The organism is Acidithiobacillus acidisediminis, assembly GCF_023277115.1.
GTDB classification, from domain to species: Bacteria; Pseudomonadota; Gammaproteobacteria; order Acidithiobacillales; family Acidithiobacillaceae; genus Igneacidithiobacillus; species Igneacidithiobacillus acidisediminis.
In genome coordinates this window covers 458,745-484,966 of record NZ_JALQCS010000001.1, presented here as the reverse complement: position 1 = coordinate 484,966, position 26,222 = coordinate 458,745, and the positions used below count along the sequence as shown (strand labels likewise).

Annotated in this window: 31 protein-coding genes; 20 read left to right on the top strand and 11 right to left on the bottom strand. The window is 60.2% G+C overall.

All coding sequences use genetic code 11. From position 1 onward, the window contains the following. Positions 1–69 precede the first annotated feature (69 nt). The 7 genes from rpmH to M5D89_RS02435 all read left to right on the top strand — a co-directional run bounded on the left by rpmH (position 70) and on the right by M5D89_RS02435 (position 4,647). Positions 70–204: a 50S ribosomal protein L34 gene (rpmH, locus tag M5D89_RS02465; protein WP_215872187.1), complete on the top strand. Its 135-nt coding sequence runs from the start codon at positions 70–72 to the stop codon at positions 202–204. Between the two features lie 3 nt (positions 205–207). Then, positions 208–537 (top strand): ribonuclease P protein component, encoded by a 330-nt coding sequence (rnpA, locus tag M5D89_RS02460; RefSeq protein WP_248884158.1) that lies wholly within the window; start codon positions 208–210, stop codon positions 535–537. Then, on the top strand, positions 537–755 hold the full coding sequence (gene yidD / locus M5D89_RS02455; RefSeq protein ID WP_248884157.1) for a membrane protein insertion efficiency factor YidD: 219 nt from the start codon (positions 537–539) through the stop codon (positions 753–755). The genes rnpA and yidD overlap by 1 nt, the downstream gene beginning before the upstream one ends. A 14-nt stretch (positions 756–769) precedes the next feature. Next, on the top strand, positions 770–2,374 hold the full coding sequence (yidC, locus tag M5D89_RS02450; protein ID WP_248884156.1) for a membrane protein insertase YidC: 1,605 nt from the start codon (positions 770–772) through the stop codon (positions 2,372–2,374). 1 nt (position 2,375) lies between these two features. Next, entirely contained in the window at positions 2,376–3,740 is a 1,365-nt protein-coding gene (gene mnmE, locus M5D89_RS02445; protein WP_248884154.1) for a tRNA uridine-5-carboxymethylaminomethyl(34) synthesis GTPase MnmE, read from the top strand. Positions 3,741–3,808: 68 nt separating this feature from the next. After that, a complete protein-coding gene (locus M5D89_RS02440) occupies positions 3,809–4,303 on the top strand; it encodes a thiosulfate oxidation carrier protein SoxY (protein WP_248884153.1) in 495 nt (164 codons plus the stop codon). Next, positions 4,300–4,647 (top strand): thiosulfate oxidation carrier complex protein SoxZ, encoded by a 348-nt coding sequence (locus M5D89_RS02435; protein WP_248884151.1) that lies wholly within the window; start codon positions 4,300–4,302, stop codon positions 4,645–4,647. Before M5D89_RS02440 ends, M5D89_RS02435 begins: the two co-directional genes overlap by 4 nt. Positions 4,648–4,686: 39 nt before the next feature. On the opposite strand, the gene M5D89_RS02430 is transcribed toward M5D89_RS02435, so the two are convergent. The 5 genes from M5D89_RS02430 to M5D89_RS02410 form a co-directional block, all read right to left on the bottom strand. After that, on the bottom strand, positions 4,687–5,133 hold the full coding sequence (locus M5D89_RS02430) for an Hsp20/alpha crystallin family protein (protein ID WP_248884149.1): 447 nt from the start codon (positions 5,131–5,133) through the stop codon (positions 4,687–4,689). 80 nt (positions 5,134–5,213) lie between these two features. After that, positions 5,214–6,113 carry a lysophospholipid acyltransferase family protein gene (locus tag M5D89_RS02425; RefSeq protein WP_248884148.1) on the bottom strand — a complete coding sequence of 300 codons (900 nt, stop codon included), beginning with the start codon at positions 6,111–6,113 and terminating at the stop codon, positions 5,214–5,216. Then, complete coding sequence (locus M5D89_RS02420; protein WP_248884146.1) at positions 6,110–6,934, bottom strand: mechanosensitive ion channel family protein; 825 nt, start codon at positions 6,932–6,934, stop codon at positions 6,110–6,112. The genes M5D89_RS02425 and M5D89_RS02420 overlap by 4 nt, the downstream gene beginning before the upstream one ends. A gap of 73 nt (positions 6,935–7,007) precedes the next feature. Continuing rightward, positions 7,008–7,913: a metal ABC transporter solute-binding protein, Zn/Mn family gene (locus tag M5D89_RS02415; protein WP_248884144.1), complete on the bottom strand. Its 906-nt coding sequence runs from the start codon at positions 7,911–7,913 to the stop codon at positions 7,008–7,010. Between the two features lie 101 nt (positions 7,914–8,014). Next, on the bottom strand, positions 8,015–9,253 hold the full coding sequence (locus M5D89_RS02410; RefSeq protein ID WP_248884142.1) for a carbohydrate porin: 1,239 nt from the start codon (positions 9,251–9,253) through the stop codon (positions 8,015–8,017). Positions 9,254–9,573: 320 nt separating this feature from the next. Here M5D89_RS02410 and M5D89_RS14200 point away from each other — a divergent pair, with 320 nt between their 5' ends. The 8 genes from M5D89_RS14200 to rng all read left to right on the top strand — a co-directional run bounded on the left by M5D89_RS14200 (position 9,574) and on the right by rng (position 14,734). Then, positions 9,574–9,708 carry a hypothetical protein gene (locus tag M5D89_RS14200; RefSeq protein WP_283102941.1) on the top strand — a complete coding sequence of 45 codons (135 nt, stop codon included), beginning with the start codon at positions 9,574–9,576 and terminating at the stop codon, positions 9,706–9,708. A 113-nt stretch (positions 9,709–9,821) separates the two neighbouring features. Continuing rightward, positions 9,822–10,466, top strand: coding sequence for a nicotinate-nucleotide adenylyltransferase (nadD, locus tag M5D89_RS02405; RefSeq protein ID WP_248886421.1), 645 nt, complete (start codon positions 9,822–9,824; stop codon positions 10,464–10,466). Positions 10,467–10,484: 18 nt separating this feature from the next. Then, complete coding sequence (gene rsfS, locus M5D89_RS02400; RefSeq protein WP_248884140.1) at positions 10,485–10,838, top strand: ribosome silencing factor; 354 nt, start codon at positions 10,485–10,487, stop codon at positions 10,836–10,838. A 2-nt stretch (positions 10,839–10,840) separates the two neighbouring features. After that, positions 10,841–11,323 (top strand): 23S rRNA (pseudouridine(1915)-N(3))-methyltransferase RlmH, encoded by a 483-nt coding sequence (rlmH, locus tag M5D89_RS02395; RefSeq protein WP_248884139.1) that lies wholly within the window; start codon positions 10,841–10,843, stop codon positions 11,321–11,323. After that, positions 11,317–11,751 carry a hypothetical protein gene (locus M5D89_RS02390; protein ID WP_248884137.1) on the top strand — a complete coding sequence of 145 codons (435 nt, stop codon included), beginning with the start codon at positions 11,317–11,319 and terminating at the stop codon, positions 11,749–11,751. Before rlmH ends, M5D89_RS02390 begins: the two co-directional genes overlap by 7 nt. Further along, the gene (locus M5D89_RS02385) at positions 11,748–12,641 is read left to right on the top strand and encodes an OmpA family protein (protein WP_248884136.1); all 894 of its coding nucleotides are present in this window, start codon (positions 11,748–11,750) and stop codon (positions 12,639–12,641) included. Before M5D89_RS02390 ends, M5D89_RS02385 begins: the two co-directional genes overlap by 4 nt. A 4-nt stretch (positions 12,642–12,645) precedes the next feature. Next, entirely contained in the window at positions 12,646–13,236 is a 591-nt protein-coding gene (locus M5D89_RS02380; RefSeq protein WP_248884135.1) for a Maf family protein, read from the top strand. Further along, positions 13,229–14,734: a ribonuclease G gene (rng, locus tag M5D89_RS02375; protein WP_248884134.1), complete on the top strand. Its 1,506-nt coding sequence runs from the start codon at positions 13,229–13,231 to the stop codon at positions 14,732–14,734. The genes M5D89_RS02380 and rng overlap by 8 nt, the downstream gene beginning before the upstream one ends. Here the strand turns inward: rng and M5D89_RS02370 are convergent. The 5 genes from M5D89_RS02370 to thiD are packed head-to-tail and all read right to left on the bottom strand — an operon-like array spanning position 14,731 to position 18,110. Continuing rightward, positions 14,731–14,997 carry a ComEA family DNA-binding protein gene (locus M5D89_RS02370; RefSeq protein ID WP_248884133.1) on the bottom strand — a complete coding sequence of 89 codons (267 nt, stop codon included), beginning with the start codon at positions 14,995–14,997 and terminating at the stop codon, positions 14,731–14,733. The two genes, rng and M5D89_RS02370, sit on opposite strands and share 4 nt — an antisense overlap. 1 nt (position 14,998) lies before the next feature. Next, a complete protein-coding gene (locus M5D89_RS02365) occupies positions 14,999–15,394 on the bottom strand; it encodes an HIT family protein (RefSeq protein WP_248884132.1) in 396 nt (131 codons plus the stop codon). 9 nt (positions 15,395–15,403) lie between these two features. Next, positions 15,404–16,681 carry a glutamate-1-semialdehyde 2,1-aminomutase gene (hemL, locus tag M5D89_RS02360; RefSeq protein WP_248884131.1) on the bottom strand — a complete coding sequence of 426 codons (1,278 nt, stop codon included), beginning with the start codon at positions 16,679–16,681 and terminating at the stop codon, positions 15,404–15,406. Continuing rightward, positions 16,678–17,328, bottom strand: a complete 651-nt coding sequence (gene thiE / locus M5D89_RS02355; protein ID WP_248884130.1) for a thiamine phosphate synthase — start codon at positions 17,326–17,328, stop codon at positions 16,678–16,680. Before thiE ends, hemL begins: the two co-directional genes overlap by 4 nt. Then, positions 17,325–18,110, bottom strand: a complete 786-nt coding sequence (gene thiD / locus M5D89_RS02350; RefSeq protein ID WP_248884129.1) for a bifunctional hydroxymethylpyrimidine kinase/phosphomethylpyrimidine kinase — start codon at positions 18,108–18,110, stop codon at positions 17,325–17,327. The genes thiE and thiD overlap by 4 nt, the downstream gene beginning before the upstream one ends. 61 nt (positions 18,111–18,171) lie before the next feature. Between thiD and M5D89_RS02345 the strand changes: the two genes are divergently transcribed. Then, positions 18,172–18,903, top strand: a complete 732-nt coding sequence (locus M5D89_RS02345) for a hypothetical protein (protein ID WP_248884128.1) — start codon at positions 18,172–18,174, stop codon at positions 18,901–18,903. Between the two features lie 228 nt (positions 18,904–19,131). Here M5D89_RS02345 and M5D89_RS02340 read toward each other — a convergent pair whose 3' ends face one another. Further along, positions 19,132–19,926 carry an SDR family oxidoreductase gene (locus M5D89_RS02340; protein WP_248884127.1) on the bottom strand — a complete coding sequence of 265 codons (795 nt, stop codon included), beginning with the start codon at positions 19,924–19,926 and terminating at the stop codon, positions 19,132–19,134. A gap of 155 nt (positions 19,927–20,081) precedes the next feature. Between M5D89_RS02340 and dnaA the strand changes: the two genes are divergently transcribed. From dnaA to gyrB, 4 genes are all read left to right on the top strand, one after another. Beyond that, on the top strand, positions 20,082–21,422 hold the full coding sequence (gene dnaA, locus M5D89_RS02335; protein ID WP_248884126.1) for a chromosomal replication initiator protein DnaA: 1,341 nt from the start codon (positions 20,082–20,084) through the stop codon (positions 21,420–21,422). A 241-nt stretch (positions 21,423–21,663) separates the two neighbouring features. After that, positions 21,664–22,761, top strand: coding sequence for a DNA polymerase III subunit beta (gene dnaN, locus M5D89_RS02330; protein ID WP_248884125.1), 1,098 nt, complete (start codon positions 21,664–21,666; stop codon positions 22,759–22,761). Continuing rightward, entirely contained in the window at positions 22,761–23,807 is a 1,047-nt protein-coding gene (gene recF, locus M5D89_RS02325; RefSeq protein WP_248886420.1) for a DNA replication/repair protein RecF, read from the top strand. Before dnaN ends, recF begins: the two co-directional genes overlap by 1 nt. Continuing rightward, entirely contained in the window at positions 23,804–26,203 is a 2,400-nt protein-coding gene (gene gyrB, locus M5D89_RS02320; protein ID WP_248884124.1) for a DNA topoisomerase (ATP-hydrolyzing) subunit B, read from the top strand. Before recF ends, gyrB begins: the two co-directional genes overlap by 4 nt. The last annotated feature ends 19 nt before the right edge of the window (positions 26,204–26,222 follow it).

Below are 26,222 nucleotides of genomic sequence, written 5' to 3'. Positions count from 1 at the left end.
ATGCGCCTTGACTTTATAAGGCCTTCTCCTTATCTTCTGTGCCCTTACGAAATTTTGGGGTAGATCATCATGAAGCGCACTTTTCAGCCTAGCGTCGTGCATCGCAAGCGCACCCACGGTTTTCGCGCCCGCATGGCGACCAAGTCTGGCCGCCTGGTGCTCAAGCGGCGGCGCGCGAAGGGCCGGTACAAGCTCTGCCCCTGAGGCATGAGCGGTCAGTCTTTTACTCGTAACGATCGCCTGCGCAACAAAGCCGAAATTCGGCGGGCCTTGCGCGAGGGCAAGAAACGCAGTTTTCCCGAGCTGGTGTTGTATAGCCTGGACAACGAGCTGGGCCACGCCCGTCTCGGGCTTGCCGTCAGCCGCAAGGTCGGTAAAGCGGTGTACCGAAACCGACTCAAGCGGCGCTTGCGCGAGGCCTTTCGCTTGAGTGCCGGGCGGGCTCTGCCGCACGATCTGATGATCGTCGCCAGACCAGCGGCGCGGGACGCTGACTACGCCTCGCTCTGCCGGCGCCTGAACAGCGTGCTGCGCTGATGCGCGTGCTGCGACGGACGGTCATCCTTCTGGTTCACGGCTACCAGCTCGTCTTGAGTCCCTTTCTCGGGCAGAATTGCCGCTACCATCCAACCTGCTCGCATTACACCTGTGAGGCCATTGAACGCTATGGGGTGCTGCGCGGTGCCTGGATGGGGATCAAACGCATTGCCCGCTGCCATCCTTTTCACCCGGGGGGGTACGACCCCGTCCCCTGAGTCTACGGAGCCCCATGGATAACCAACGTACCATCATTGCTGTTGTCCTCTCAGTCGTCGTCCTGATCCTTTTCGAGTGGCTGGCACCACATCCGAAGCCGGCACCCAAAAAAACGCCAACGGCGGTAACGCAATCGGTGCCTACCCAGCCGGCTGTGGCGAGTACCCATTCGAGCAGCGTGAGCAGCTCACCAGTTGCCCCCAGTGCCGTTCCGGTGGCAACGAGTACAGCGGTAGGGGAAGGGCCCAGCGTTGCGTTTCAGACGGCGCTCTATACTGGCAAGATCTATTTACAGGGCGGGGACATCCAAAATCTCGGGCTGCGCAAGTATCCGGTTGCCGTAGACAACAAAGCTCCCTACCCCATTCTCGATAGCAGTGCGGCACGGCTGACGGCGCAACAGAGCGGCTTCATCGACGCCAGTGGCCAGACCCTACGCACCGACTTCACGGCGCCGACCAGCGTTAGCGACGGTGGGCCAATTACCCTGAGCGGCCAGGCCGGGCCCCTGAAGATCGAGAAAACCTTTTCCTTCGAGCCGCATACGTATCTGGTCAAGGAAGATATCCGGGTTACCAATACTGGCAAGGCGCCCTGGAAAGGCAGCTATTTCGATCAGATTCTGCGCAATGATCGCACCCAAAGCCACTGGTTCATGTCGATCTTCACCGGCACCTTGCTGATGCACAGCGGGGAATTGAGCGAAAAGGGCTTCTCCGATATCCGCGATCATCCGGAAGAGCACGGCGGTCCTGGTTGGGCCGGCATGACCGACCACTACTTCCTGCAGGCGGTGCTTCCCGAGCCCCATGCAACGGTGCAGCTCTATGCGCGTCCCGCGGGCAGCAACTATGTCGCTGGGGTGCAGCAGCCCTTGCCCACACTGCAGCCCGGACAGAGCTACACCCTGCGCCAGCAGCTGTTCCTGGGGCCCAAGCAGCAGAACGAACTCGCGTCTCTTGGGCGCGGTCTGGAGCAAACCGTCGACTACGGCTGGTTCTCCATTGTTGCCGAACCCATGCACGGGGTCCTGAACTGGTTCCATTCCTGGGCTGATAACTGGGGCCTCGCCATCATCCTGCTGGTGGTCGCGGTCAAGATCATCTTCTTCTACCCCTCTGCCATCAGCTATCGTTCCATGGCCAATATGCGCAAGCTGCAGCCAAAACTGGAACAGATCAAGAAGGAATGTGGCGACGATCGGCAGAAGATGGGCGCCAAGATGATGGAGCTGTATCGCACGGAAAAGGTCAACCCCATGGCCGGCTGCCTGCCCATCGTCATCCAGATGCCCGTCTTCATCGCCCTCTATTGGGTGCTAGTGGAGAGCGTCTCACTGCGACAGGCGCCATTCATCCTCTGGATTCATGACCTAGCGGTGCCCGATCCCTACTATATCTTGCCGCTGCTCATGGGCATCAGCATGTTGATTCAGCAACGCCTGAATCCCGCGCCCATGGATCCAGTGCAGAAAAAGATCATGTCGATCCTGCCCGTGGCATTTGCCATCTTTTTCTCCTTCTTCCCGGCGGGCCTGGTGCTGTACTGGCTGACCAATAACGTCGTCTCCATTGGCCAGCAATACCTGATTACCCGCCACGTGATGAAAGAGCGCTAGGGTGGCGCGCCATGGGCGCTACCAGCTCGGCGACAGCATCGTCGCCATCGCCACGCCCCCCGGCGCAGGCGGCATTGGCATTCTGCGTCTTTCCGGACCCGACGCCTTGCCCATCGCCAACGCCCTCTGTGCCTTGCCAGCAGGGCAGCAATGGCGCCCACGCCACGCCTATTTGCGCCAGTTCTTTCAGGCGCCAGCAGAAAAAATAGACCACGGCATAGCCCTCTATTTTCCGGCGCCGCACAGCTACACCGGCGAGGACGTGGTGGAACTTCAAGGGCACGGCAGCCCACTCGTCCTGGGTTTACTGCTCGAACATGCGGTGCGCCTGGGGGCACGACCTGCCCGTGCCGGCGAGTTCAGCGAGCGGGCCTTTCTTCACGGCCGGCTGGACCTCGCCCAGGCGGAAGCCGTGGCGGACCTGATCCACGCCCGCAGTCAGGCGCAGGCGCGCGCCGCCCTGGCCAGCCTGGAAGGGCAGTTTTCCGCCGCTATCGATGCCCTGCGCATCGGCATTCTCCAGGCGCTTGCCCTTGCCGAGGCTGGTCTCGACTTCAGCGAAGAGGACTTGGGCGAAGCGCATTGGGAAGCGCTGACAGCGCAGCTGCAACATCTACAGGAGGATCTCAGCGCGACCCTCGCCCAGAGTCGTGCCGGCGCACGTCTGGCCCGTGGTGCACGGATTCTCCTTATTGGCCGCCCCAACGTTGGTAAGTCGAGTCTGCTCAATGCCCTCGCCGGGCGGGACAGCGCCATCGTCACCCCGATCCCGGGCACCACCCGCGATATCCTGCGCGAAGAACTCGAACTGGCGGGCCTGCCGCTGGAACTGCTCGACACCGCTGGCCTGCGCGACAGCAACGACCCGATCGAGCAGGAGGGCATGCGGCGCAGTCGAGCCCTACTGGAGAGCGCGGAGGAGCTGCTTCTGCTCCTCGATGCCAGTCAGGGCTGGCAAGCAGAAGATCAGGCTCTGCTGGCAGAGCTCGACCGCGAGCGTTGCACCTTGGTGTGGAACAAGATCGATCTCGTCCCGGATTTCGCCCCCCCCGAGCTCGGTCTGCCCAGCTTGTGTCTATCCGCGGCCCAAGGCATCGGACTCTCAAACTTGCGTAGTCATCTGCAGCAACGGCTGCTGGGCAGCGATGATAGCGGCTGGTCGGCTCGGCAGCGCCATGTCCTCGCCCTGGAAGAGGCTGAACGCCATCTGCAGGAGGCCCTGCACCACGTGCGCCAGGAGGGCGGCGAGGAACTCCTCGCGCAAGAGCTGCGCGAGGCCGCCGCGGCCTTGGGCCTCGTCACTGGGGTGGTCGACGTGGAAGATATTTTGGGCGAAATTTTCTCCCGCTTCTGCATTGGCAAATAGTCCCGCTTTTGTCAGCGTTGCCCTTCTCGACTATTCTGTAGAGCGATAGCAATCGCCGGAGAACAAACATGCACAAAAGAGATTTCCTGCGCTTGAGCGCGATGGGCAGCAGCCTCGCTCTGGGGGCGTCGATCATCGGTACGCGCATTGCCCTCGCTGCCAATGCGCTGGACTGGCCAGCACAGCCCTTCGCCGCGACCAGCGTCGACCAGGTCTTGCAGGATCTCTTTCAGATGCGCGAGCTGACGGAATCGGATCGCATTCATGTACGCGTTCCCACCGAGGTCGACGATGCCCTCACCGTACCGATCTCGGTGCTGGTGGATCACCCCATGACCGATGACGATTATATTGCGCGCATTGTTGTACTAGTCGATCGGAACCCGACCCCCCTGGTCAGCATCTTCCACTGCAGCCCGGCCAACGGTAGGGCCGCCTGCTATCAACGCATCAAGGTCCTGCAGGATAGTTCCGTGCGGGTCATTGCCCAAAGCAATCGCGGCGATATCTTCGCAGCCAAGGCAGAATCGGTGCGCCTGCTGAAGAAAGGAGAAGCAAAGTGAGTGTCCTGGCGAATATGGGCAGCCAACTGACGCGGCGTTTTGGCGAGGTGTTGATCGATTTGCCTGCGCGGGCGAAGAAGGGCGAAGTCATCGAGATTCGTGCCTTGATCTTGCATCCCAGCCAAAACCAATCTGCCGAGAGTGAGAAAATCTTCATTGAAGAGGTCGCAGTGGATTTTGATGGCAAGACCTTCTGTCATTTTGACTGGTCCAGCATGATCAGCCCCAATCCCCAACTGGCAGTGCCTCTGCGTGCAGAGAAGAGTGGTCTGATCAAGGTACGTTGGCGCAATAATCGCGGCCAAACGAGCTCCGGCGAAAAGAGCCTACGGGTCGACGATTGAATAAGGGGGCAGATGCCCCCTTGCTCATTACGACGCGTCTTATTCGACGGTGATCTTACGGCGCTTGGCCGATTCGGCCTTGGGTAGCGTCAATTCCAATACCCCATCTTTGTACGCCGCCTTGCTCTGACTGGCATCGACATCCACCGGCAGTTGGATGGTACGAGCGAACTCGCCGTAGCGCCGCTCACGATAGATATACTTGCCCTCTTCCTTGCTGCTGTCCTCTTCCTTGGCACCACTGATGTACACCTGGTTGCCATGCACCTGAATATCCAGCTTATCCTTGTCGACCCCTGCCACTTCCGCCTTGACCACAATTTCATTGTCCCGGTCGATGACGTCGATGTGGGCAACACTGGGCCGCGGCGACGCACCGCCACCCTGCACGGGGCGGAAGAACCCCGGCAATACGGCATCAAAAATTTGCTCCACCGGATCGGTAACGCGCACGGATTGATGACTGACAGCCTTTTCCTGACTCATGATTAATCTCCTCTTGACAAATTGGCCCTCGCTGACCTGTCCCAGAATTGGGGACCGGTCTGCAGATTTTCAAGAGCTCGTCAATAGGGGTAATCCCAGCCTGGAGCGGGATCCTTGTACCGTCGATGGACCCACCAGTACTGCTCGGGCGCTTGGCGGATGGCGCTCTCCAATGCGGCGTTCATGGTCGCCGCATCGAGCGCATCGTCGCCGCAGGGAAAGCTCTCTGGCAAAGGAATGATCTCGATCTCAAAGCCCCGCCCGGCGGGTAAACGATAGGCAAACAGGCCAAAGACCGGGCTGCCGCGCCGCTGTGCCAGCCGTGCCAGGAGTGGAGTCGTACAGGCGGGTCGGCCGAAGAACGGAGCGAAAACCCCCTCGCGAGGATCAACATTCTGATCCGGCAGCACGCCGACCACCTCCCCCCGCTGCAGAGTCTGCAACAGGCCGCGAATGCCACCTTCCTTGGTCAGCAAACGCGCGCCACTGCGTCCCCGCCCGGCCACCATCTGCGCGTTGATGGCCGGGTTGCGGGTGGGCATGTAGAGCACCGTCACTGGCCAACGTTGGCCGATGTATTGCACCGCCGCCTCCCACGCCCCCAAGTGCGCGGTGAAGAGAATCACGCCTTTTCCTTGCTGCAAAGCGGTATCCACGGCGTCCCCGCCGCGCACGGAGCGGATCAGGTCGAGGCTCTGTGGCAGGGGCCAAAACCAGAGAGGTCCCAACTCGACAAAGGCCTGGCCGAGCTGGCGAAAGTGTCGGTAGAGGAGTGCCCTGCGTTGTTTTGGGCTGAGTTCGGGAAAGGCCAGCCCAATATTGGTACGCGCCACCCTGCGCCCACGGGGCACCAGCAGGCGCGCCAGATTTCCCAGACGATTGCCGGCCCAAACGCGCACGGAGCGTGGTGCGTGGGCCAGCAACCGCAACAGCGCAGCAATCACCGTTGCCAGCGCGGAATCCAGACGCGCAGCACTCATATCGTCAGGGCGCTGGGCAAACGCTGGGCAAGGGGTATGCCCTCGGCATCAAAGCGCAACTTGATCGCCTCGAGGAGATCACTGCGGGTATTGGCGTAATCGCCGCTCTGCACCCAAGGACGGAGATAGACTTGCACCCCGAGCTCGGTCAGATCCTGCACGCCGATCGCTGGCGCCGGTTCCTGCAGAACCCGGTCGTCAGCGGCCACGAGCTCCGCCAGCACTTGCTTGGTCTGCTGCAGGTCTGCCGACAAAGCGAGGGTAAGGACCAGATCAATGCGTCTATGATCATGGACCGAACTATTACTCAGCACATCCCCGAGGACCTTGCTGTTGGGCACATAGAGCTGACGGTTGTCGGGACTGTTGATAACGCTCTGGAATAGATGGATGCGCTCCACGGTTCCGCTCACCCCCGCCACGTCGATAAAGTCGCCCACACGATAGGGGCGCAGAATCAAGAGCAGAACCCCCGCTGCAAAATCGGCCAGCGACTTCTGTAAGGCCAAACCAATGGCCAAACCTGCGGCGCCGAGCATGGCCAACAAAGAGGTCGTCTGCACCCCCAGCTGTCCCAAGACCGCAATGGCGACGACAATATATAAGGCGATCTTGATCAGGGATTCGAGGAAGCGCGCGATGGTGAGGTCGTGATGCACTCGCTCCAAGGTACGGGCAGTCAGACGCCCCAGCCGGCGCGCCAACCAGATGCCGAGCACGAGGATCAGAACCGCAGCCAGGAGATGATTAGCCCAGGCCCACAGGTGATCGTGGATCACCGCAGACCAAGAAGGAAACCAGTCAGGTGGCAAAGTGGACATACCAAAGGCCCCACAGAATCAAATTGTGGAGCCTAGTGACTGGCGGCGCCCCTGGCAAGGCACCAAAGCGCTATCAATGCAGGACGGTGGTCGACAGTCCCTTGCTTACGGCTACACGCAGGGCATTGAGCTCTGCCATCATCCAGCGTTGATAGTCATAACCCGTGGGCATGGTTTCATAGACGCCAACCACCGGAACCTTTGCCTCTTTCGCTGTGGCCAGAAAGGATTGCGTCAAACTGTCGGTAACCTGCTGATTATATATAAAGACCTTGACTTGGCGCTGGGCCAACAAGGCATTCTGAATACTCACATCCTGAGGCGCTGGATCGGTACCATTCATGATCGCGGCCTGAAGACTCCAGGGCGTTTTGATCGCACAGCCAGCCGCCTCCAACATATAGTCGGCAACGGGTTCGGTCACCGCCACGCGGGTATGGGGATATTCCTTGCGGAACGCTGACAAACCCTGCAGCCAGGGCTGTAAGGAGGCATCAAAGGTCTTCACCTGGGCGGCAAAATAGGCACGATGCTCCGGCATCATGGCACCTAATGCCTCCGCCACTGCGGCCGCAACCTTGGGCATAGTCTCTGGCTTATACCAGAGGTGCGGGTTGGGTGTGCTGGAGGGCAAACCAAGCAGATCTTGCACCACAATGACCTGGCGCGCCGCATTCGGATTGGCGGCCAGAATCTTCTTGGCCCAGGTGTCGTAGCCCAAACCGTTGCGCACCACCAATTGCGCCGCCGCCACTTCGCGGGCGATGGCCGGGCTGGCCTCGAAGGTATGCGGGTCGGTATTGGGATTGCTTTCGATGGCGCGTACCTGCACGTAAGGGCCACCAATCTGGCTGATGACATTGGCATATTCATTTTCCACGCCGACGGCACGGACGGTGGTCGCGGCATGGGCCCCGATCGCAAGCAAAGCGGAGCAGGCCAGGCCGACACTGAGGAAATGACGAAGAAAAACGGACATTGCGGCATTCTCCATAAATGCAACTTGGTTGCACTATTGTCAGAAGGGCGGCCCTGGCTGTCAAGCAAAGGGAGTGCGCCTCTCTGCCACGCAAGGGCATCCTAGAAAAACTCCAAGTGCAGGCGCAGCAAAGCGACGGTGGCATTCCGATAAACACCACTGGGGTGCGTGATGTTCTGAAGATCAGGCTGTACACTCAGCCACTCGTTGACTTTGGCGACGTACGTCAGCTCATAGCTGGTCTCCGCCGGATAGACGGCCGGAATTTGTGCTTCATCCTCAAAACCCGCGGCCACCACCCCGCTGCGCAATGCTGCCCGGGCCATGCCCAGGGACAAGGCATCATCGGGACGTCCCGGCAGAAAATGACTGAGCCGTGCCCCCACCCCAAGGTACCAGGGAACCAGGTTTTCTGTACCAAAGGCTTTGCCCCACTGCAGGAAGGGTGCCAACTCCGCACCAGCAAGCTGCCAGTGGGCTTCTACAATGCCATAGATGCCATGGGTCGAGTGGCTCAAATCAAAGGCGGGGGTACGCGGCTGACGGTAGTACCACGCGCCTAGCTTAAACACATACTGCCCATATTCGTCGGTGTCATCATCGCGGGCTTCGTCGTCCTCCTGCCCCCAATGCAGGGCGCCCTCCCAAATGGCGAAATTGCCTCGGTCAAAGACGCCCCGAAATTGGTACACCGCATCTCCCCGAAAAATGCCCGCCTTACTGCTCCAGTACTGGCCGTAGCCATGAACGATGAAGCCCAAGCCGGAGTAGGGATAGGTGGGAAGCGCTGGCACGTTACCGGCCAAACTGGCATCCAAACCAAAAGAGCCGTTGAGTAATTGCAGGGCGTTGCTGGCAACGTCGAAATAGAGATTGAAGTCGGTGTAGCCGATGCGCGTGGCCAACCCCTTCGCCCACTGCTGGCGGTAATTGAGTTCGTAGAGGCGGACAGCGGAAGGCGCGTAGATGTTGCTGGCTGTTTGTAGATCCCCGCTGTACGCCGTGTCCTCCGCAGAGCTATAAATGCCAAAAGCCGAGCTCGTAAACTGGCCGCCGCGCCAAAAACCCGCCTTGCCCGAATCCCACTGCAGACCGATCTGGCCGGCTGTGGTATTGGCCGCGCCGGTCCGAATCCCGCCGGCAAGATTGGCAAAGAGTTCTGTATCGGCATGGGCTGACCAAGAGATGCCCTGACCGATGTGCTGGTAATCGGTGAGATAGCGCGGCGAGAGGCCATTCTGGTCCAGAACGGGGGAATCCGCCTCTGGTCCGGGCAAAGCCGCAGCGAAGCTGGGGCTGCTGAGGAAGAAAGTCAGAAACGGGAGAATACGGGTCTTCATGAAACGCTCTATTCAGATCAGACGCTGCGACTATGACGGATCGTCCTTTTCCAGTCAATAACGATTCTCATTAGCTTTTATCTGATCAGCTTTTCCATCCAGGCGGGACCTTCTACAGATGTCGGTTCAGCCTGGCTCACAAATGAGGTGTACCCGGGAACCAGGGTAGATCAAGCTTCTGGGGCAGCCTGAAAAATGAAATGCTTCACCGCCAACGCCGGCATTCACGGATTGGCTATCTGGCCCCCACTGTGTTCGCACAGTCTTTCACACGGGCGGCCGCTTGAAACTGGCCTGTCCACTATTGCCAGGATACCTCAATGGGTCGCAATCCCGGCTTGCAGGTAGTACAACCTTGCCGCATTGCCTACCTGCATCGCGCCGATGCGGACATGATCGAAATTCTCGGCGTGTTTCATGGCGCGCTCGACTTCGACCGATATCTGCCACAGTAGACTGGACGCTTGACTGACGAAGCTGCCGTATCAGGCAGTCCGCGCGACAACTGTGGCGTTTGGAAAGACGCCTCCCCTTTTCTCCTGCCCACAGCATCCTCTACACTGCAAGCATGCAGAAAACGGGTCTGTTTCTGGGCGGCACCTTCGATCCTATCCACTATGGCCATCTACGTGCCTTGGAAGAGGTGCGCGAGGCCTTGGGCATGGAGCAGGCGACCCTGATTCCGGCGGGTGATCCGCCGCATCGCGGCAGCCCCTGGGCGCCAGCTCAGCACCGTCTGGCCATGACCCGGGTCGCCGCAGCCCAAGCACCAGGGCTGCAGGTGCTTCCCTTCGAAGTGGAAAAGAGCGGCCCCTCCTACACCATCGACACCGTGCGCGAGCTGCGCCGACGGGATCCCGAAGGGTTCCTGGCCATGGTGATCGGTATGGATGCCTTTTTACGCTTCGATACCTGGCGCGAATGGGAACAGATCCTGAAACTCACCCACCTGGTGGTGATTGGCCGCCCCGGCTGGCCCATGGCAGAACTCCCGGAAGCCTTGCGCCAGGTCTTGTACCAACGCCGCGTCGAAGAACTCGGACAACTGAAGGGCCTGGCCGCCGGAAGAATTGCCTTTCACACCGTTACCGCGCTGGAGATCTCTGCCAGCCATATTCGTAGCCTGCTTGCCGCGGGCCGCAGCGCGCGCTTTCTGTTGCCCAATGCCGTCCTAGACTATATTCAGCAACATCAGCTCTACCACGAACCCTGAACTGGAGGACCGAAAATCTTGCCCAACACACCAGAAAGCCTGCGCGATCTGAGTATCGCCGCCCTTGATGAACACAAGGCCATCGACATCCAAAGCATCGACGTTCGGCAACAGACCGACATTACCGACTATTTGATCATTGCCTCGGGCAATTCTGATCGGCAACTGCGTGCGCTCGCCGATGCGGTCATCGAGAAGGCCCGTGCGGCAGGGGTCCGCCCGTTGGGCAAGGAAGGGGCGTCGGGAACCGACTGGGTGCTGGTGGATCTGGGCGATGTGGTGGTACACCTGATGCGTCCCGAAACGCGCGATTTCTACCAGATCGAACGGCTCTGGGGCGAACTGCCCAAGGTTCGCCACAACGAGGGCTAGGGATGCGCCTGCTGGTGCTCGCCCTGGGCACCCGGATGCCGGAATGGGTGGACAGTGCCGTGGAAGAGTATCGCCGGCGGATTCCGGCACCGCTACAGCTCGAATGGCGAAGTCTGCCGCTGGCCAAGCGCGGACGTCAGCAGGACCCTGCGCGCTGGCGCCGGGAAGAAGGCGAACGACTGCTGGCCAGCAGCCTCAAAGATAGTGAAATCGTGGCCTTGGAGGTGCAGGGCCGGAGCTTGCACAGCGCCGAACTGGCGCAGAAAATGGATACTTGGATCAACGATCACCAGGACGTAACCCTGTGGATCGGGGGTCCAGACGGGATTGATCCGAGCCTGCGGCCGCATTGGCGCTGGTCGTTATCGGCCCTGACCCTGGCCCATCCCGTGGTGCGCGTGGTCTTGGCGGAACAGTTGTATCGCGCTTGGAGTATCCGCGCTGGATTACCCTATCACCGTGGCGGAGAGGAGAGTGGATGGTGAAATCGTATCAACGTGTGGCAGCGCGGTTGGGGCTACTCATCAGTCTTAGCCTGGGGCTCAGTGCCTGCGCCCAGATGGTCACCCCGACCCCACAGCAAAGCAGTAGTAATGCGATTGCGGTACAGGCGGCGCGGATTCACATCTTCTCTCTTTCACCACAGGTCTCTAATAAACAGCTGGAGCCGGCACGGCAGGCCCTGGCGGCGGCGCAGAGCGCGCAGAATCGCGGCGATTATCTCTATGCCGAGCGGCAAACGGATCTGGCCCGAATTCGTCTCGACAATATCCAGCAACACCTGGACCAAAATCCCGCAACGGAGCAAAACCAGCAGCTGAAAGGGCAGATTCGGGATCTGCAGGGCCGCATTGCCCGTCTGCAGGAAAAGATTGCCGCCACCCGCGCGCAACTACAGGAGATGAAGCAATGATCCGCCGCAGCCTGCTCGCCGCGCCCCTTCTCCTCCTGCCCGCGTTGGCCTGGGCCGACGTAGCCACGACAACAGCCTTGCAACAGGCCTATGCGCAAGTGCAGAACCTGCAAAAGACGCACCGCCTAAGTCCCCAACAGTCCGCCAGCCTGCAACGGGATCTGCAGCAAATGACCGCGGATCAGGTCAATCCGCCCCTCTTTGCGGTCGACAAGGCGATTCTCGCAGCGCGCCTGCAGGGCCTGCGACAGGCTCAGAGCGGGCAAACGGGCGGGCAGGAAAAGGAACGCCTGACTCATGAACTCACAGCATTGAATCAGCGATATCAGGCCCTCCAGGCGGAGTACGCGCGCCTACAGCAGCAATTGGCGAGCCATACCATGCAAAACGCGCGCAGCTCTCGCCTGGCGCAGGAAATTCAAGAGCAAAAGCAAACCCTGCAACAGGAAGAGCAGAGCCTGGCAGCGATGCAACCCAGCACCGCGCCAAGCACCAGCACGCCCAGTATCCCCCCGAGTAGCGCGGCACCCACTGCGGTCCCCTCTACCCCCACTCAAGCATTGGCGGCTTATGGTTCCTTGCGCCAGGGGCAGTATGGCACGGAGCTCAACATGCCGGTGTCGGCCCTGTTCACCAGCGATCAGACGCTGTCCGCCAATGGTCGCCAGCGTCTGCGCGCGGTTGCCGGTACGCTAAAGGGGATTTCCGCAACGCAAATTCTGGTGCGGGTTTCGGCGCAACCGGGAGGGCTCAATCTGGCCACCCAACGGGCCGAAGCCATTCTGCAAAGTCTCCGCCAAGCTGGCGTTCCGGACTCGCGCCTGGCCTTGGCTTCCGGCTCCGGGGTCGCCAGCGGCATGGCCCAGATCCTCTTGGCCAACGGCTCGTAACACCATGCCCAAGCTGGTACTGGCGTCGGCCTCTCCGCGCCGACAAGAACTTCTTGCGCGGCTGGGATACCGCCCGGAACTGCGGCCTACGGCCATTGATGAAGGGCGACAGGCGGGGGAATCGCCAGTACAACTGGTCCGGCGCCTGGCCCGGGAGAAGGCACTGGCCGCCACACGAGCGGCCGAAAACGCCCTCGTGCTCGGCGCCGATACCGTGGTCTGCCTGGACGATCAGGTCTTCGGCAAGCCGGCGGATTGCGCGGGGGCCGAGGCCACCTACCATGCCTTGGCTGGCCGTTGGCACCAAGTCCTTACCGCCGTTGCCGTTGTAGATGGCGTCCAGGTACAACAAATCCTGTCGCGCAATGCCGTCTTCCTGCGTCCCCTGTCCACTGCCGAAGCGCGCGCCTATTGGGCCAGCGGTGAGCCCCTGGACAAGGCCGGGGCTTATGCCATTCAGGGGCTTGGCGCCGTCTTCGTCCGCGGCCTGCGGGGTTCCTACTCGGCGGTGATGGGTTTGCCGTTGGCCGAGACCTCGGCCCTGCTTACCCGCCTCGGCCTTCCCCCGCCCCAATTGGCGAGTGCTTATGAGTGAAGAATTGCTGATCAATGTTACCCCGCAGGAAATTCGCGTCGCCTTGGTGGACAATGGGGTACTCCAGGAACTGCAGGTTGAGCGCAGCGGTCATCGGGGGCTTGTTGGCAACATCTACAAGGGCATCGTGCGGCGGGTGCTGCCCGGCATGCAGGCGGCGTTCATCGATGTGGGCCTGGAGCGCACCGCTTTTTTGCATGCGGCAGATATCCAGGGGGCGGAAAATGAAGAGGAACTGCTGCAGGAAGGGGAAACCGACATCGAGAGCCGCACGATCAGCCTGCACGATCTGCGCAGCGTCTCGACACTGCTGCACGAAGGGCAGGAAATCCTCGTACAGGTCATCAAGGATCCCCTGGGCAGCAAGGGCGCGCGCCTCTCGACCCGCGTCACCTTACCCGGGCGCTACCTGGTCTACATGCCCTTCTCGCCACGGATTGGCGTCTCCAGTCGCATCGACTCCCCCGAGGAACGCAGTCGCCTGAAGGATCTGCTGAAGTCTCTCCTGCCCGAAGAAGAGAGCGGTGGCTTCATCATCCGAACCCTGGCCGAAGGTGTCGATGCCGACGATTTCCGTAGCGATCTGAAATTCCTGCAACGCCTCTGGCAAAACGTGCAGGAAGAGCTTGGACAAAGCCGTGCCCCGCAAATCATCCACGAAGATCTCAACCTTGCCCTACGCGTGATGCGCGACGTGATGTCCGATGATATCCAGCGGGTTCGGATCGATAGCCGCGAGGCCTTCGAAGCCGCTCGACAATTCTGCCGGGAAGTGGTGCCCGAGGTCACCGAGCGGATCGAACACTATGCCGGTGAACGTCCAATCTTCGACCTCTACAATGTCGAGGACGAGATAGAACATGCGTTGCAAAGCCGCGTCACTCTCAAGTCGGGTGCGTACCTGATCATTGATCAGACCGAGGCCCTGACCACGGTTGACGTCAATACCGGCGCCTTTGTCGGTCGCCGCAACCAGGAAGAGACCATCCTCAAGACCAATCTCGAGGCCGCCGCCGCCATTGCACGGCAACTGCGTCTGCGCAACATTGGTGGCATGGTGATCATCGATTTCATCGATATGGAGAACGAGGAGCACAAACGGCGCGTGCACCGCACGCTGGAAAAGGCACTGCAAAGCGACCGCACCCGCTGCAGCATCACCCAGATCTCCGCCCTGGGGCTGGTGGAAATGACGCGCAAGCGCACCCGAGAGAGCCTGCGCCAGATCCTCTGCGAACCCTGTCCGTACTGCCAAGGGCGGGGTTTTCTGAAAACCGCCGAGACCCTGTGTTATGAGATCCTACGGGAGATTGTTCGAGAAACGCGCGCCTACCCAGCAGAGCGCTTCATCGTCCTGGCCTCACCGCAGGTAGTAGATAAGCTCCTGGACGAAGAAAGCACCAGTCTTGCGGCGTTGGAAGAGTTCATTGGCCGGCCGATCAAGGTCCAGGCCGAGAGCACCTACACCCAGGAGCAGTACGACATCGTTTTTCTTTAATGGCCAATCTGCAAACGGGAGCGCAGGTGCAGGGCGAGTTTTTCCCCGAGCACCGCTGCCACTCCCATGGGGCCGGTAAATGGCCCATGGGCGTCACGATAGGCGATCACGGCCGCCGCGCGTTTTTCCCCCACTCCACGCAGACAACGCAGGGTAGGGGCATCGGCATGATTGATGTCGACCTGCGCCGGACAATCCCGATGCTCCCGCGCCCAGCTAGGCGGCGCGGCAAGCAGCAGGAGCAAGGCCAACAGCCAAGCCATCTCAGCCCGCCAGGGCGGTGCGGATCTCGCCTGCGATGGCGGCCCGCTCTGCCGCACTACTATCGCGCGCCAGGGCAAAGTTCAGGTCGCTGATGGCGGTCATCGGGACCAGATGCACATGGGTGTGCGGCACCTCCAGACCAGCGACCATGACCCCCACCCGCAGACAGCCGGTGACCTTTTCCAAGGCTGGAACCACCCGCTTGGCAAAGGGCAACAGTCCTGCCAGGGTGGGGTCATCGAGGGTGAAGATGTAGTCGTGCTCGACTTTCGGGATGACCAAGGTGTGTCCGGGGCGAATCGGACGAATGTCGAGAAAGGCCAAGTACTGCTCATCTTCAAGGATTTTTTCGGCAGGGATCTCGCCGCGAATGATCTTGGTGAATAGCGTCGTCATGGAAGCTCCTCAGAGTTGCTGTAGTGCCTTGTGCGCGGCACTGATCGTGGCATCGATAATGGCATCATCGTGGGCGGCGGAAACAAAGCCCGCCTCATAGGCGCTGGGGGCGAGGTAAACCCCCTCGGCGAGGAGAAGATGAAAGAAACGCGCATAACGCTCCTTGTCGGCGGCCATGACGTCCGCAAAGCTACGAACGGTTTGCGCCGTAAAGAACAGACCAAACATCCCCGGCACCTGGGTAATGAACAACGGCACAGCGGCCTCTTGCGCAACCCGGGCCAGGCCAGCACAGAGTTTTTCCGTCTGCTGCCCAAGGCGTTGGTGGAACCCTGGCTCTTGCAAGAGCTGCAAGGTACGCAGACCGGCGGCCATGGCCAGGGGGTTCCCCGCCAAAGTACCCGCCTGATAAACCGGTCCATTGGGCGCCAGATACTCCATGATCTCCCGGCTACCGCCCACGGCCCCCACGGGTAGACCACCGCCAATGATCTTGCCCAGGGTGCTGAGGTCCGGGCGAATGTCATACAGCCCCTGCGCACCCCCCGGCGCGACGCGAAAGCCGGTCATGACCTCATCCAGAATCAGCAAACTACCGTGCTGATCACAAAGCGCCCGCAGTCCCGCGAGAAAACCGGGCTCGGGCGGCACACAGCCCATGTTTCCGGCAATGGGCTCGACGATGATGGCGGCAATCTGCTGGCCTTGTTCTGCCATCACTACCGCCACCGCCTCGAGATCGTTGTACGGTAAAACCAGGGTCTCGCGACTCAGCTCTACCGGTACCCCGGCGCTGGAGGGCTGGCCCAGGGTCAGGGCCCCGGATCCGGCTTTGACCAGCAGGCTATCGCTGTGACCATGATAATTGCCTTCGAATTTGATGATGTACTCGCGCCCGGTGTAGCCGCGGGCAAGACGAATGGCGGTCATCACCGCTTCGGTGCCACTGCAGGTCATGCGCAGCATCTCGATATGGGGCATCAGGGCACAGACCGCTTCCGCAAGCTCCAATTCGATCGCGGTGGGTGCACCAAAACTCAGACCCTTCTGCATCTCCGCGGCCACGGCAGCAAGGATCTCGGGATGGGCATGACCATGAATCATGGGGCCCCAGGAACCCACGTAATCGATATAGCGGCGACCTTCGACATCCCAGAGGTAGGGCCCCTCGGCGCGGGCAATGAACAGTGGATCACCGCCGACGCCGCGAAAGGCGCGCACCGGCGAGTTCACGCCGCCCGGAATCCGGCACTGAGAGGCGGCAAAGAGTTCGGCACTGCTGGTCATGGCTTCTCCTGTGTTTGCCGTAGAAAGGGCGCCCGCAGGGCGCGAGTAGCGGCAGCGACATCTGGCGCCCCAAACAGGGCGGAAATCACGGCTACGGCGTCGGCCCCTGCCGCGACCACCTCCTGCACATTATCCTGCCCGATCCCGCCAATGGCTACCAGTGGCAAACCCAAGGGACGCGCCGCCGCAAAGAGCGAGAGGGGCGCTGATCGGGCCGACGGCTTGGTCGCTGAAGCGTACATGGCGCCAAAGGCCAGGTAATCGGCACCGGCAGCGGCAAGGTTCTGGGCCCGCCGAAGATCGTTGTAACAGGACACCCCTATCAGGATCTCTGGCCCCAGAAACGCGCGGATTTCCGCGATGTCCGGGTCCTCCTCTCCTACGTGGATCGCCGGCGCCCCCACTGCGCGGGCGAGCACGGGATCATCATTGATCACCAGCAAGGCATCCTGTGCCTGGCACAGTTCCAACAAGGCTGCCGCCTCCCGCTCCCGGCGTTCCGCTTCCTGACTCTTATCCCGATATTGCAGTAGGCGCAAGCCGGCGCCCAGGGCGATGTCCACCTGCTCGAGCAGCCGGTTGCCGGGCAAAAGCTGCGTATCGGTGATGCCATAAAGGCCGGTGATGCGTTCGCGCGCGCGCATCATGGGTGAAACGCCCCGCGCTCCAGAAAACTCTGACCACTACCCAATCGGTAGGCCCGTTCCACCGCCGCATGGGTAAAGGCGAGGGCGGTGCCCACGGCCGCCGGCATCGATTTACCTTGCGCGAGGCTGGCAGCAATGGCGGTAGACAGGGTACAACCGGTACCATGAAACTCGCCGGGTAGGCGCTTCTGCGGATAGCGGGCAAATAGCTTGCCGCGCTGATAGAGACGATTATCGAGCTCTCCCGTGCTCCCGTGCCCATCGCTGATCAACAGCCATTCACTGGGCCAGTCACGCGCCGCTGCATCCATCGAGTCCGCTCCGCTCAATTGCAGGGCCTCGGGGAGGTTGGGCGTCGCAATCCGTGCCAAGGGCAATAGTACATCGCGCAGAAAATCGTAGAGGGCCGCCGCCGCCAGCTCTTGTCCACCCCCCGCCCGCCAGATCGGGTCGAGCACTACCGGCAGGTCACGCCGTGTGGCAAGAAGCTCCGCGAGCATCTGCGCCATCGTCAGCGAGCCGATCAGCCCGATCTTGATCGCCGCAACAGGAAAATCTGCCAGCAGCGCGTCGATCTGCGCGCGGGTATCCGCCGCATCGAGCGCCTGCACCCGCTGCACGCCGTGGGAATCCTGTATCGTCCAGGCCGTCAGGGCCGTGCAGACATGCACGCCCAGCGCTGCCCCAGTCAGGAGATCGGCCTGCAGACCCGCTCCAGAGCTGGGATCGGCGCCGGCAATGCTGAGAACGACGGGACGAGAGGATGGTGCTGGCTTGGACATGGATCTCGGCAGGATAATTGCTTGCCCTAAACGGTGAAAAGCAAAAAGGGAGGTTTTCACTATGCGGCAATTGCCGGAGCTGAGTATAGCAGAAAAATTGGTCCACACCGGCTTCATTTTTCTGGTCGGTTTGGGACTGTTGGTGGCGGAGGCCTATGTCTACGTCACCGTGGGTGGCCAGCACGGACTCACCGTACAGGCCGTGGCCCAACATTATTACGGGAATCGCAGTTCATCGACCATCCAGGCGGTATTGCCGCGCATGATGGGCTTTGCCGGGATGCCGGCCAGTGAAAAGCCAAAGATGACCGAGGCAGTGAATCACTGGATTGCCAATGGCGAGAGCAAGGCAGAATATGAAAGCAGTATCAAACCCTTGATTGCCGGGAACTGCCTGAAGTGTCATAGCGTTGCCATGAGCAAGGTGCTGCATAACCCGCCTCTCGCCAACTACGACGATGTGAAGAAGGTGGCCCAGGTCGACACCGGGATGAGCATCAACACCATGCTCCTCAATGGCATGATCCATCTCACCATGCTTGGTGTGATCTTCTGGATCGCCGGCTGGATCTTCAGCAAGGCGCGTTTCCCGACAGCACCGAAATACGTCTTGATCATCCTGCCCTTCATCGCCATGACCGTGGATTTTGCGGGCTGGTTCCTTACCCACCAGAATCCCGCCTTTGTCTGGTTGGTCCTGATTGGTGGTGCCCTGTCCTGTCCCATCGCGCTGCTGGAGATGTTCCTCAGCCTGATTCAGCTCTGGTTCCTGAAACCGCGCCTGGCGGCTTGAGAAAAGGTTCTGCCGACTCCTACGCCCCCAAACGGGGGCGTTTTTCTGTGGATAACTTTGTGGATAGAATCGGTATAGGGAGCCTGTCAATGACGATTCTTTGGCGATGGGCTGATTTGATAGAAAATATTCATAATTAAATTCATAAAAACCGTTGAGTTACAGAATTTATCGTAAGAATCTGTGGAGAAATGTCTTGCAACTCGATTATGAGTGCGTTGTGGAAAACTAATCGGTCCGGCGCGCTTTGCTGGCCAGATCTTGCGGCCAAAACCGCGCATAGATGCCCGCTGGCACGACGCGCAAGAGCAAGCTGAGCAGCAGCATCTGCCAGGGCAAGACAAAAAGGCGTCGGCCCCGCTCGATGGCCCGCTGCATTTGTCGCGCCGCCCGCTCCACGGGCATCAACCAAGGCATGGGATAGGGATTGTCCGCCGTCATCGGTGTGGCGATGAAGCCCGGTGCAATGCAAGTCACCCCGATACGACGCGGACGCAGTTCCAAGCGCAAGCTCTCCAGATACACCGCTACGCCAGCCTTGGACGCTGCGTAGGCCGCCGCACCGGGCAAGCCGCGAAAGCCCGCTACACTGCCTATGCCCACAATCCGGCCGCCCGCCACCATGTGGGGCAAGAATGCGGCCACCGTATAGTGCATTCCCAGGAGATTGGTATCGATGATCTCGGCAAAGACGGCGCAATCGGTGGGCTCGCTGCAGGAGCTACCGATGCTGATGCCCGCATTGGCAATGAGGAGGGAAACACCCCCCCGCCGTCGGGCGAAATCTGCGGCGATGTGCTGCAGGGCATCCGCGGCGCGGACATCCACTGGCGCCAGCTCCACGTCGGCGCCCAGCTGCCGTAACTCTGCCGCCAGCCGTTCCAGGGGATCGCGCCGCCGGCCCAAAAGCAAAAGGCTCTGGCCCGGTCGCGCATAGCAGCGCGCCAGGGCCGCGCCGATGCCGCTACCGGCACCCGTGATGACGATGGCACCAGCCGCTCTGGAAGAAGAAAAAATGTCCATGAAACAATCTCCTAACTGCACACCCGAAAGCCTTCGCTGGCGGCGAAAAGGGCCATGTCGTATACTCCCGCCTTCAGGTACGATGTTGATGGTTAATGTAGCGCTCGGCGCTGCACGCCGCCGGGAAAGACAGCAGTATCCATGACAAGGACCCCATGAGTAACGAAACGGCAAGCCAGGACGGAGCAGCGTTATGGAGCGCTCTCAGCGTCCGCATGGAATTATTGGTGTCGGCACAGCAGTTCAACACCTGGCTGCGTCCCCTGCACGCCGAGTTGCACGCCGAGGAACTGCTGCTCCTCGCCCCCAACACCTTCGTCCGTGACCGCGTGCAACATCATTACCGGGAAATGCTGGAAAAGGAACTGCATGATCTGCTCCCAGGACTCCACTTGCGCATCGCGTTGCTGGAGACGAAAGCAGTCGCTGCCGTGGAGGAGAGAGTAGCCCCCCCGGCGCCCGAGCGCCGACTGAACGGTCATCACCTCAATAACGGCTTCACCTTTCAGGCGTATGTCGAAGGCAAATCGAACCAACTGGCGGTAGCCGCGGCGCGCCAGGTCGCCCAGCATCCAGGAAAATCCTACAACCCTTTGTATATTTATGGCGGCGTAGGATTGGGCAAGACCCACCTCATGCATGCGGTAGGCAACGAGATTCTCCGGGAAAATCCACAAGCCAAGATCCTCTATATCAGCTCCGAGGGCTTCATCATGGATATGGTGCGTGCCCTGCAGCACAACAGCACCGCCGAGTTCAAACAGCGCTATCGCAAACTGGACGTGCTCCTCATCGATGACATCCAGTTCTTCGCCAACAAGGATCGAACCCAGGAAGAATTTTTCCACACCTTCAATGCCCTGTTCGATGGCGGCCGCCAGATCATCATTACTTGCGATCGCTACCCCAAGGAAGTGGAAGGGTTGGAAGAACGCCTGCAGTCGCGCTTTGGCTGGGGCCTGACCGTAGCCATCGAACCCCACGATCTGGAAACCCGCATGGCGATTGTCCTGTGCAAGGCCGAAGAGGCGGGGGTGGAACTACCCCACGAGGTCGCCTTTTTCATTGCCGAGAAGATCCGCTCCCACGTGCGTGAACTGGAGGGCGCATTACGCCGCGTCATCGCCCACGTCAACTTCACCCGTAAGCCCTACAATGTCGAGACAGCGAAGGCGGCCCTGCGGGATCTGATCGACGTGCAAAAGCGCATGATCAGCCTGGAGAATATCCAAAAGGTGGTGGCCGAATATTTTCACATTCGCAGCTCGGAAATGCAGTCCAAACGCCGGAGCCGGAACATTGCCCGGCCGCGGCAGATCGCTATGGCACTCACCAAGGAGCTGACCTCGCACAGCCTGCCAGAAATCGGTGAGGCCTTTGGGGGGCGTGACCACACCACAGTCCTGCATGCCTGTCGCCAGATCGAAAAGCTGCGCCAGAGCGACTCTCAGGTGGCCGAGGACTACACCAATATCTTGCGGGTACTGGGCGGATGAGCGAGCCGAAAAAGCTGTGGATAAGCCCCGGAACAACTCGGGTACTGAGCTGGGGATGGAATCCGCGGTCCAAATCGTCCCCAAGTATACCGACTTATCCACAGGAATCCAGGACCGATCACCGCTTAGCGAGAACTCTTTCGATCAACGGCTTGTGGTGCTTTTCCACAGGCAGATCGGCCCTTAATAATCATAATAAAACAAAGAAAAGATATTTATTCTTCTTTTGGGAGAGAAGCCTATGAAACTTCGCGTGCAAAAAGATGAGATCCTTCCCGTTCTCGCTGCCATGGCGAACATTGCCGATCGTCGGCCGGTACAAGCCATTCTCTCGCACCTTTTGCTGCGCAGCAGCGAGAAGGGGATACAGCTGCTGGCTACCGATTCCGAAATCCAACTGATGGCGGAACTGGAACTCCACGTGGAAGAACCGGGGCAGACCGCCATCCCCGCACGCAAGTTCTACGACATCTGTCGCACCTTGCCCGACGGCACAGAAATTCTCATGCAGAAAAATGGTGAACGTCTCACCCTACGCGCAGGATCAGCACGCTTCACCCTTCCCACCTTATCGGCCCAGGATTTTCCCATCATGGCGGAACGGACTGCGCGCCTATCCGGCAACTGTGATGGCGAAGATCTTCAGCGCGGACTCAGTGTAGCCGCCAGCGCTATGGCCCATAACGACACCCGCTATTTTCTCAATGGCGTGTTCGTGGAAATTCAAGAGCAGAAGATGCGCCTCATTGCCACCGACGGACATCGTCTGGCGCGGATGGAAATTCCCTTTGCTCATGCGCCCGAGGCAGAACCCTTTCAGGGCATCCTGCCGCGCAAGGCGGTGTTGGAACTGCAGCGTATCCTCAATGCGGGCGATGTGGCGTGGAGCTTTGACGAACAGGGTTGTCGCATGCAGCAGGGACAGCAGGAATTTGCCAGCCGTTTTGTGGATGCCAATTACCCGGACTATCGCCGCGTCATTCCCCTAGCTCAGCCCACCCAATGTGTAATCGATCGTCAGACTCTGAAAACAGCCCTACAGCAGATCGACGTCATCGCCAGTGACAAGAATCCCGCCTGCACCTTGCAGTTTCAGGCAGAAGAACTGGTTTTGCAGAGTCGCAACGAAGAACAGGAGGAAGGCGAGATCCGCGTGCCTGCCGTACTGCAAGGAGAACCCACGGAAATTGCGTTCAATACCCGCTATCTGCTCGACGCGCAACAAATCTTCCAGTGCGAACAACTGCTGATCCAGGTGCGCGATAGTGGTAGCAGCGCCCTCCTGCGTGGCCAGGAGAGTGATAACCCCCTCTATGTTGTGATGCCCATCCGTTTGTGATGCCGGTAGTGGAGCTACAGATCGAAAATCTGCGCAGCATTTCCCAGCTTCGCTTGCATCCCCAGCCGGGTTGGAACTGGCTCATTGGTGCCAATGGCGTGGGCAAGAGCACCGTACTCGAAGCGTTGCATCTGCTGGCCATGGGTCAGAGTTGGCGCCGTGGACAACGGCAGTTGATTCGTGATGGCAGTGAACACTATCTCTTGGGTGCCCGTCTCAGTCAGGGCAACGCGGGCTTCGTGGGAATGCGGCGGCAGGGCGAACAACGCGAGCTGTCCCGTGATGGCGAGCGCATCCACAGCGCCTGGGAACTGCTCGACACCCTCCCTCTGCAGGCTTGGCATGAAGGCAATGCGCACTTTGTCTCTGCCCCCGCAGAAGAACGCCGGCGCATCCTCGATTGGGGGCTGTACTACGCGGATCGTGGCTATGGCAGCACCTTGCGCGCCTATCGCCATGCCCTGAAGCAGCGCAATGCAGCTCTGCGTCAAGGGTTGCGTCCCGAGGCGTGGAATTCGGCGCTCCTGCATCTGGGTACTACCATCCAGCAACAAAGAGAAACCCATCTTCATGCCCTGCAAGGTCATTTTCAGCGGATTTGGGCGGCGGGACCCCAGGCCATCCAAGAGGTAGATTTTGTCCTCCACCCGGGATGGACGGGGGAATTCGCTGAGGCCTTGGAGCGAGATCTTGCCCTGGACCGTCAGTTTGCGTACACCCATAGCGGACCGCATCGGGCTCGCTTGCAGTTTCGCGCCCAGCGCCATCCGGCTGCCGAGCAGTTGTCCCGGGGTCAACTCCGCTTGCTGGGAATTGCCTTTCGTTTGGCGCAGATTGCCGCCCAACAGGAGGCTGGGGCGGCCTTACCGGTGATTCTCATCGACGATTTTGCGGCAGAACTCGATGCCCCTGCCCGACATTGGTGGATGCAGGAGCTCCAGGCCCTGCACACCCAGATTTTTGCCGCCAGTACGGAAGATCCCGAAGAACTTGGCGGCAACATTTTTCGCCTACATGCAGGCCACTTGATTGAGGAAATCCAATGACCAAAAACTATGATTCTTCGAGCATTCAGGTGCTCCGTGGCCTCGAGGCGGTGCGCAAGCGCCCCGGTATGTACATTGGCGATACCGACGATGGCAGTGGTCTGCATCACATGGTGTTCGAGGTGGTCGATAACGCCATTGATGAATCCCTGGCCGGTTATTGTGACCAGATCGTCGTTACCATCCACGAAGATGAATCTCTCGGCGTCATCGACAACGGCCGCGGTATCCCCGTCGACATCCATGCCGAAGAAGGGCGCTCGGCGGCCGAAGTGATCATGACCGTCCTCCATGCCGGCGGGAAGTTTGATGACAACGCCTACAAGGTATCCGGCGGATTGCATGGCGTTGGGGTATCGGTCGTGAATGCGCTGTCGAGCTGGTTGCGACTGCGCATTCAGCGCGATGGCCATGTCTGGACGCAGGAATATCGCGATGGCGAGCCAGTGGCCCCCCTGGCCCAGGGAGAAAAATCTCGCAAGCACGGAACTGAGATCCGCTTTCTGCCGTCACCGCAAATCTTTGCGCAAACCCGCTTCCATTTTGAGATCCTCGCCAAACGGCTGCGTGAACTGGCCTTTTTGAACTCGGGCGTGCGAATTCGTCTGGTCGATGAGCGGGGTGAGGGACGGGAGGAGAATTTTCACTACGAAGGGGGTATCCGCGCTTTCGTCGAGCACCTCAACCGCAACCGTACCGCCATCCACCCGAGCATCATCTCCCTCACCGGCGAGCGCGATGGGGTAACGGTAGAGGCCGCCCTGCAGTGGAGTGACAGCTACACCGAATCAGTCCTCTGCTTCACCAACAATATTCCCCAGGCCGATGGTGGTACCCATCTCGCCGGCCTGCGTGGCGCCCTCACTCGTACCCTCAACCAATACATGGAACGTGAGGGACTGCTGGCCAAGGCCAAGATCGCTGCCACGGGCGACGATGCGCGAGAGGGCTTGACAGCGGTGCTCTCGGTCAAGGTGCCGGACCCCAAGTTTTCCTCCCAAACCAAGGATAAATTGGTGTCCAGCGAGGTGAAGCCGATTGTCGAGTCGTCCATGACCGAGGCTTTGACCATCTTCCTCGACGAACATCCCAAGGAGGCACAGGCGATTGCCGCCAAGATTATCGAGGCGGCACGGGCTCGGGAGGCGGCGCGCAAGGCGCGCGAGCTGACCCGGCGCAAGGGCGCGCTGGACGTGGCCAACCTGCCTGGCAAACTGGCGGATTGTCAGGAAAAGGATCCGTCCAAGTGTGAAATCTATCTGGTGGAGGGCGACTCCGCTGGTGGATCTGCCAAGCAGGGGCGGGATCGTCGCCACCAGGCCATCCTGCCGCTCAAGGGCAAGATTCTCAATGTGGAGCGAGCGCGCTTCGATCGCATGTTGTCCTCCGATGAGATCGGCACCCTGATTACCGCCCTTGGCACGGGGATCGGCAAGGAAGATTTCGATGTCGCCAAGCTGCGTTACCACCGGGTCATCATCATGACCGACGCCGACGTGGACGGCAGCCATATCCGCACCCTCTTGCTGACGTTTTTCTACCGGCAGATGGCGGAGCTGGTGGAACGCGGTCATGTCTACATTGCCCAACCGCCGCTATATAAGGTGAAGAAGGGGCGGGATGAGCGCTATATCAAGGATGACAACGAGTTAGCCGCCTACTTGCGCGAAATTGCCATGCAGGGTGCGAACTTTATCCCGCGCCAGGACCAGTCGGTAGACAGTGAACAACTCATTGCCATGATGCGGCAGTATCAGAACATCGATGGCTTGGTTGCCCGTCTGGAGCGTCGCTATCCCCAGCCGATGCTGTGGGCTATGGCCAGTGTGCCGGCGCCGGTGGAAGCTGCCACGGATGCTGAATGGGGCGCCTATGTCCAGGCCCTGGCAGTGGAACTGGACACGACCGCCTTGGCGGGGGAAAAGTGGCAGTTGGACTGGGTGGGGAGTGCCGAGGAACCGCGTCTGTTGCTCAGCCGCCAGTTTCACGGTAGCCGCGAGCAGCGCTATCTGGACAGCCAATTTTTCGCCAGCAGTGATTTTCGCCATCTGGCCCGCTACGCCCGCGAGGTAGAGGCGGGCTTGGCCGCCGGGGCGCGGATCGAACGGGGCGAGCGAGGCTGCGATGTGCGCCGCTTTCGCGAGGCCATGCAATGGTTGCTCAGTGATGCCCGGCGCGGGGTCGAGATCCAGCGCTACAAAGGCTTGGGTGAAATGAACCCGGAGCAGCTCTGGGAGACGACCATGAATGCGGAGAACCGGCGTTTGGTGCGGGTTGACGTGGAAGACGCCATTGCCGCAGACGAGGTTTTTTCCATGTTGATGGGCGATGCGGTCGAGCCACGCCGCCGTTTCATCGAAGAAAATGCACGCTATGTGTCGCGTCTCGACATCTGAGACCGCTGGGGCGCAAAAT

Excerpts from the sequence above, each read along its gene's own strand:
- M5D89_RS02385 (WP_248884136.1), top strand. The coding sequence starts at position 11,748 with ATGATCCGCCGCAGCCTGCTCGCCGCGCCCCTTCTCCTCCTGCCCGCG.
- rnpA (WP_248884158.1), top strand. The coding sequence starts at position 208 with ATGAGCGGTCAGTCTTTTACTCGTAACGATCGCCTGCGCAACAAAGCC.
- M5D89_RS02370 (WP_248884133.1), bottom strand. The coding sequence starts at position 14,997 with ATGGCTTGGCTGTTGGCCTTGCTCCTGCTGCTTGCCGCGCCGCCTAGC.
- gyrB (WP_248884124.1), top strand. The coding sequence starts at position 23,804 with ATGACCAAAAACTATGATTCTTCGAGCATTCAGGTGCTCCGTGGCCTC.
- rng (WP_248884134.1), top strand. The coding sequence starts at position 13,229 with ATGAGTGAAGAATTGCTGATCAATGTTACCCCGCAGGAAATTCGCGTC.
- M5D89_RS02380 (WP_248884135.1), top strand. The coding sequence starts at position 12,646 with ATGCCCAAGCTGGTACTGGCGTCGGCCTCTCCGCGCCGACAAGAACTT.
- hemL (WP_248884131.1), bottom strand. The coding sequence starts at position 16,681 with ATGACCAGCAGTGCCGAACTCTTTGCCGCCTCTCAGTGCCGGATTCCG.
- dnaA (WP_248884126.1), top strand. The coding sequence starts at position 20,082 with ATGAGTAACGAAACGGCAAGCCAGGACGGAGCAGCGTTATGGAGCGCT.
- M5D89_RS02340 (WP_248884127.1), bottom strand. The coding sequence starts at position 19,926 with ATGGACATTTTTTCTTCTTCCAGAGCGGCTGGTGCCATCGTCATCACG.
- rpmH (WP_215872187.1), top strand. The coding sequence starts at position 70 with ATGAAGCGCACTTTTCAGCCTAGCGTCGTGCATCGCAAGCGCACCCAC.
- rlmH (WP_248884139.1), top strand. The coding sequence starts at position 10,841 with ATGCGCCTGCTGGTGCTCGCCCTGGGCACCCGGATGCCGGAATGGGTG.
- M5D89_RS02345 (WP_248884128.1), top strand. The coding sequence starts at position 18,172 with ATGCGGCAATTGCCGGAGCTGAGTATAGCAGAAAAATTGGTCCACACC.
- thiD (WP_248884129.1), bottom strand. The coding sequence starts at position 18,110 with ATGTCCAAGCCAGCACCATCCTCTCGTCCCGTCGTTCTCAGCATTGCC.
- recF (WP_248886420.1), top strand. The coding sequence starts at position 22,761 with ATGCCGGTAGTGGAGCTACAGATCGAAAATCTGCGCAGCATTTCCCAG.
- M5D89_RS02430 (WP_248884149.1), bottom strand. The coding sequence starts at position 5,133 with ATGAGTCAGGAAAAGGCTGTCAGTCATCAATCCGTGCGCGTTACCGAT.
- M5D89_RS02410 (WP_248884142.1), bottom strand. The coding sequence starts at position 9,253 with ATGAAGACCCGTATTCTCCCGTTTCTGACTTTCTTCCTCAGCAGCCCC.
- M5D89_RS14200 (WP_283102941.1), top strand. The coding sequence starts at position 9,574 with ATGGGTCGCAATCCCGGCTTGCAGGTAGTACAACCTTGCCGCATTGCC.
- M5D89_RS02420 (WP_248884146.1), bottom strand. The coding sequence starts at position 6,934 with ATGTCCACTTTGCCACCTGACTGGTTTCCTTCTTGGTCTGCGGTGATC.
- M5D89_RS02425 (WP_248884148.1), bottom strand. The coding sequence starts at position 6,113 with ATGAGTGCTGCGCGTCTGGATTCCGCGCTGGCAACGGTGATTGCTGCG.
- M5D89_RS02390 (WP_248884137.1), top strand. The coding sequence starts at position 11,317 with ATGGTGAAATCGTATCAACGTGTGGCAGCGCGGTTGGGGCTACTCATC.
- thiE (WP_248884130.1), bottom strand. The coding sequence starts at position 17,328 with ATGATGCGCGCGCGCGAACGCATCACCGGCCTTTATGGCATCACCGAT.
- yidD (WP_248884157.1), top strand. The coding sequence starts at position 537 with ATGCGCGTGCTGCGACGGACGGTCATCCTTCTGGTTCACGGCTACCAG.
- yidC (WP_248884156.1), top strand. The coding sequence starts at position 770 with ATGGATAACCAACGTACCATCATTGCTGTTGTCCTCTCAGTCGTCGTC.
- dnaN (WP_248884125.1), top strand. The coding sequence starts at position 21,664 with ATGAAACTTCGCGTGCAAAAAGATGAGATCCTTCCCGTTCTCGCTGCC.
- M5D89_RS02415 (WP_248884144.1), bottom strand. The coding sequence starts at position 7,913 with ATGTCCGTTTTTCTTCGTCATTTCCTCAGTGTCGGCCTGGCCTGCTCC.
- nadD (WP_248886421.1), top strand. The coding sequence starts at position 9,822 with ATGCAGAAAACGGGTCTGTTTCTGGGCGGCACCTTCGATCCTATCCAC.
- M5D89_RS02440 (WP_248884153.1), top strand. The coding sequence starts at position 3,809 with ATGCACAAAAGAGATTTCCTGCGCTTGAGCGCGATGGGCAGCAGCCTC.
- M5D89_RS02365 (WP_248884132.1), bottom strand. The coding sequence starts at position 15,394 with ATGACGACGCTATTCACCAAGATCATTCGCGGCGAGATCCCTGCCGAA.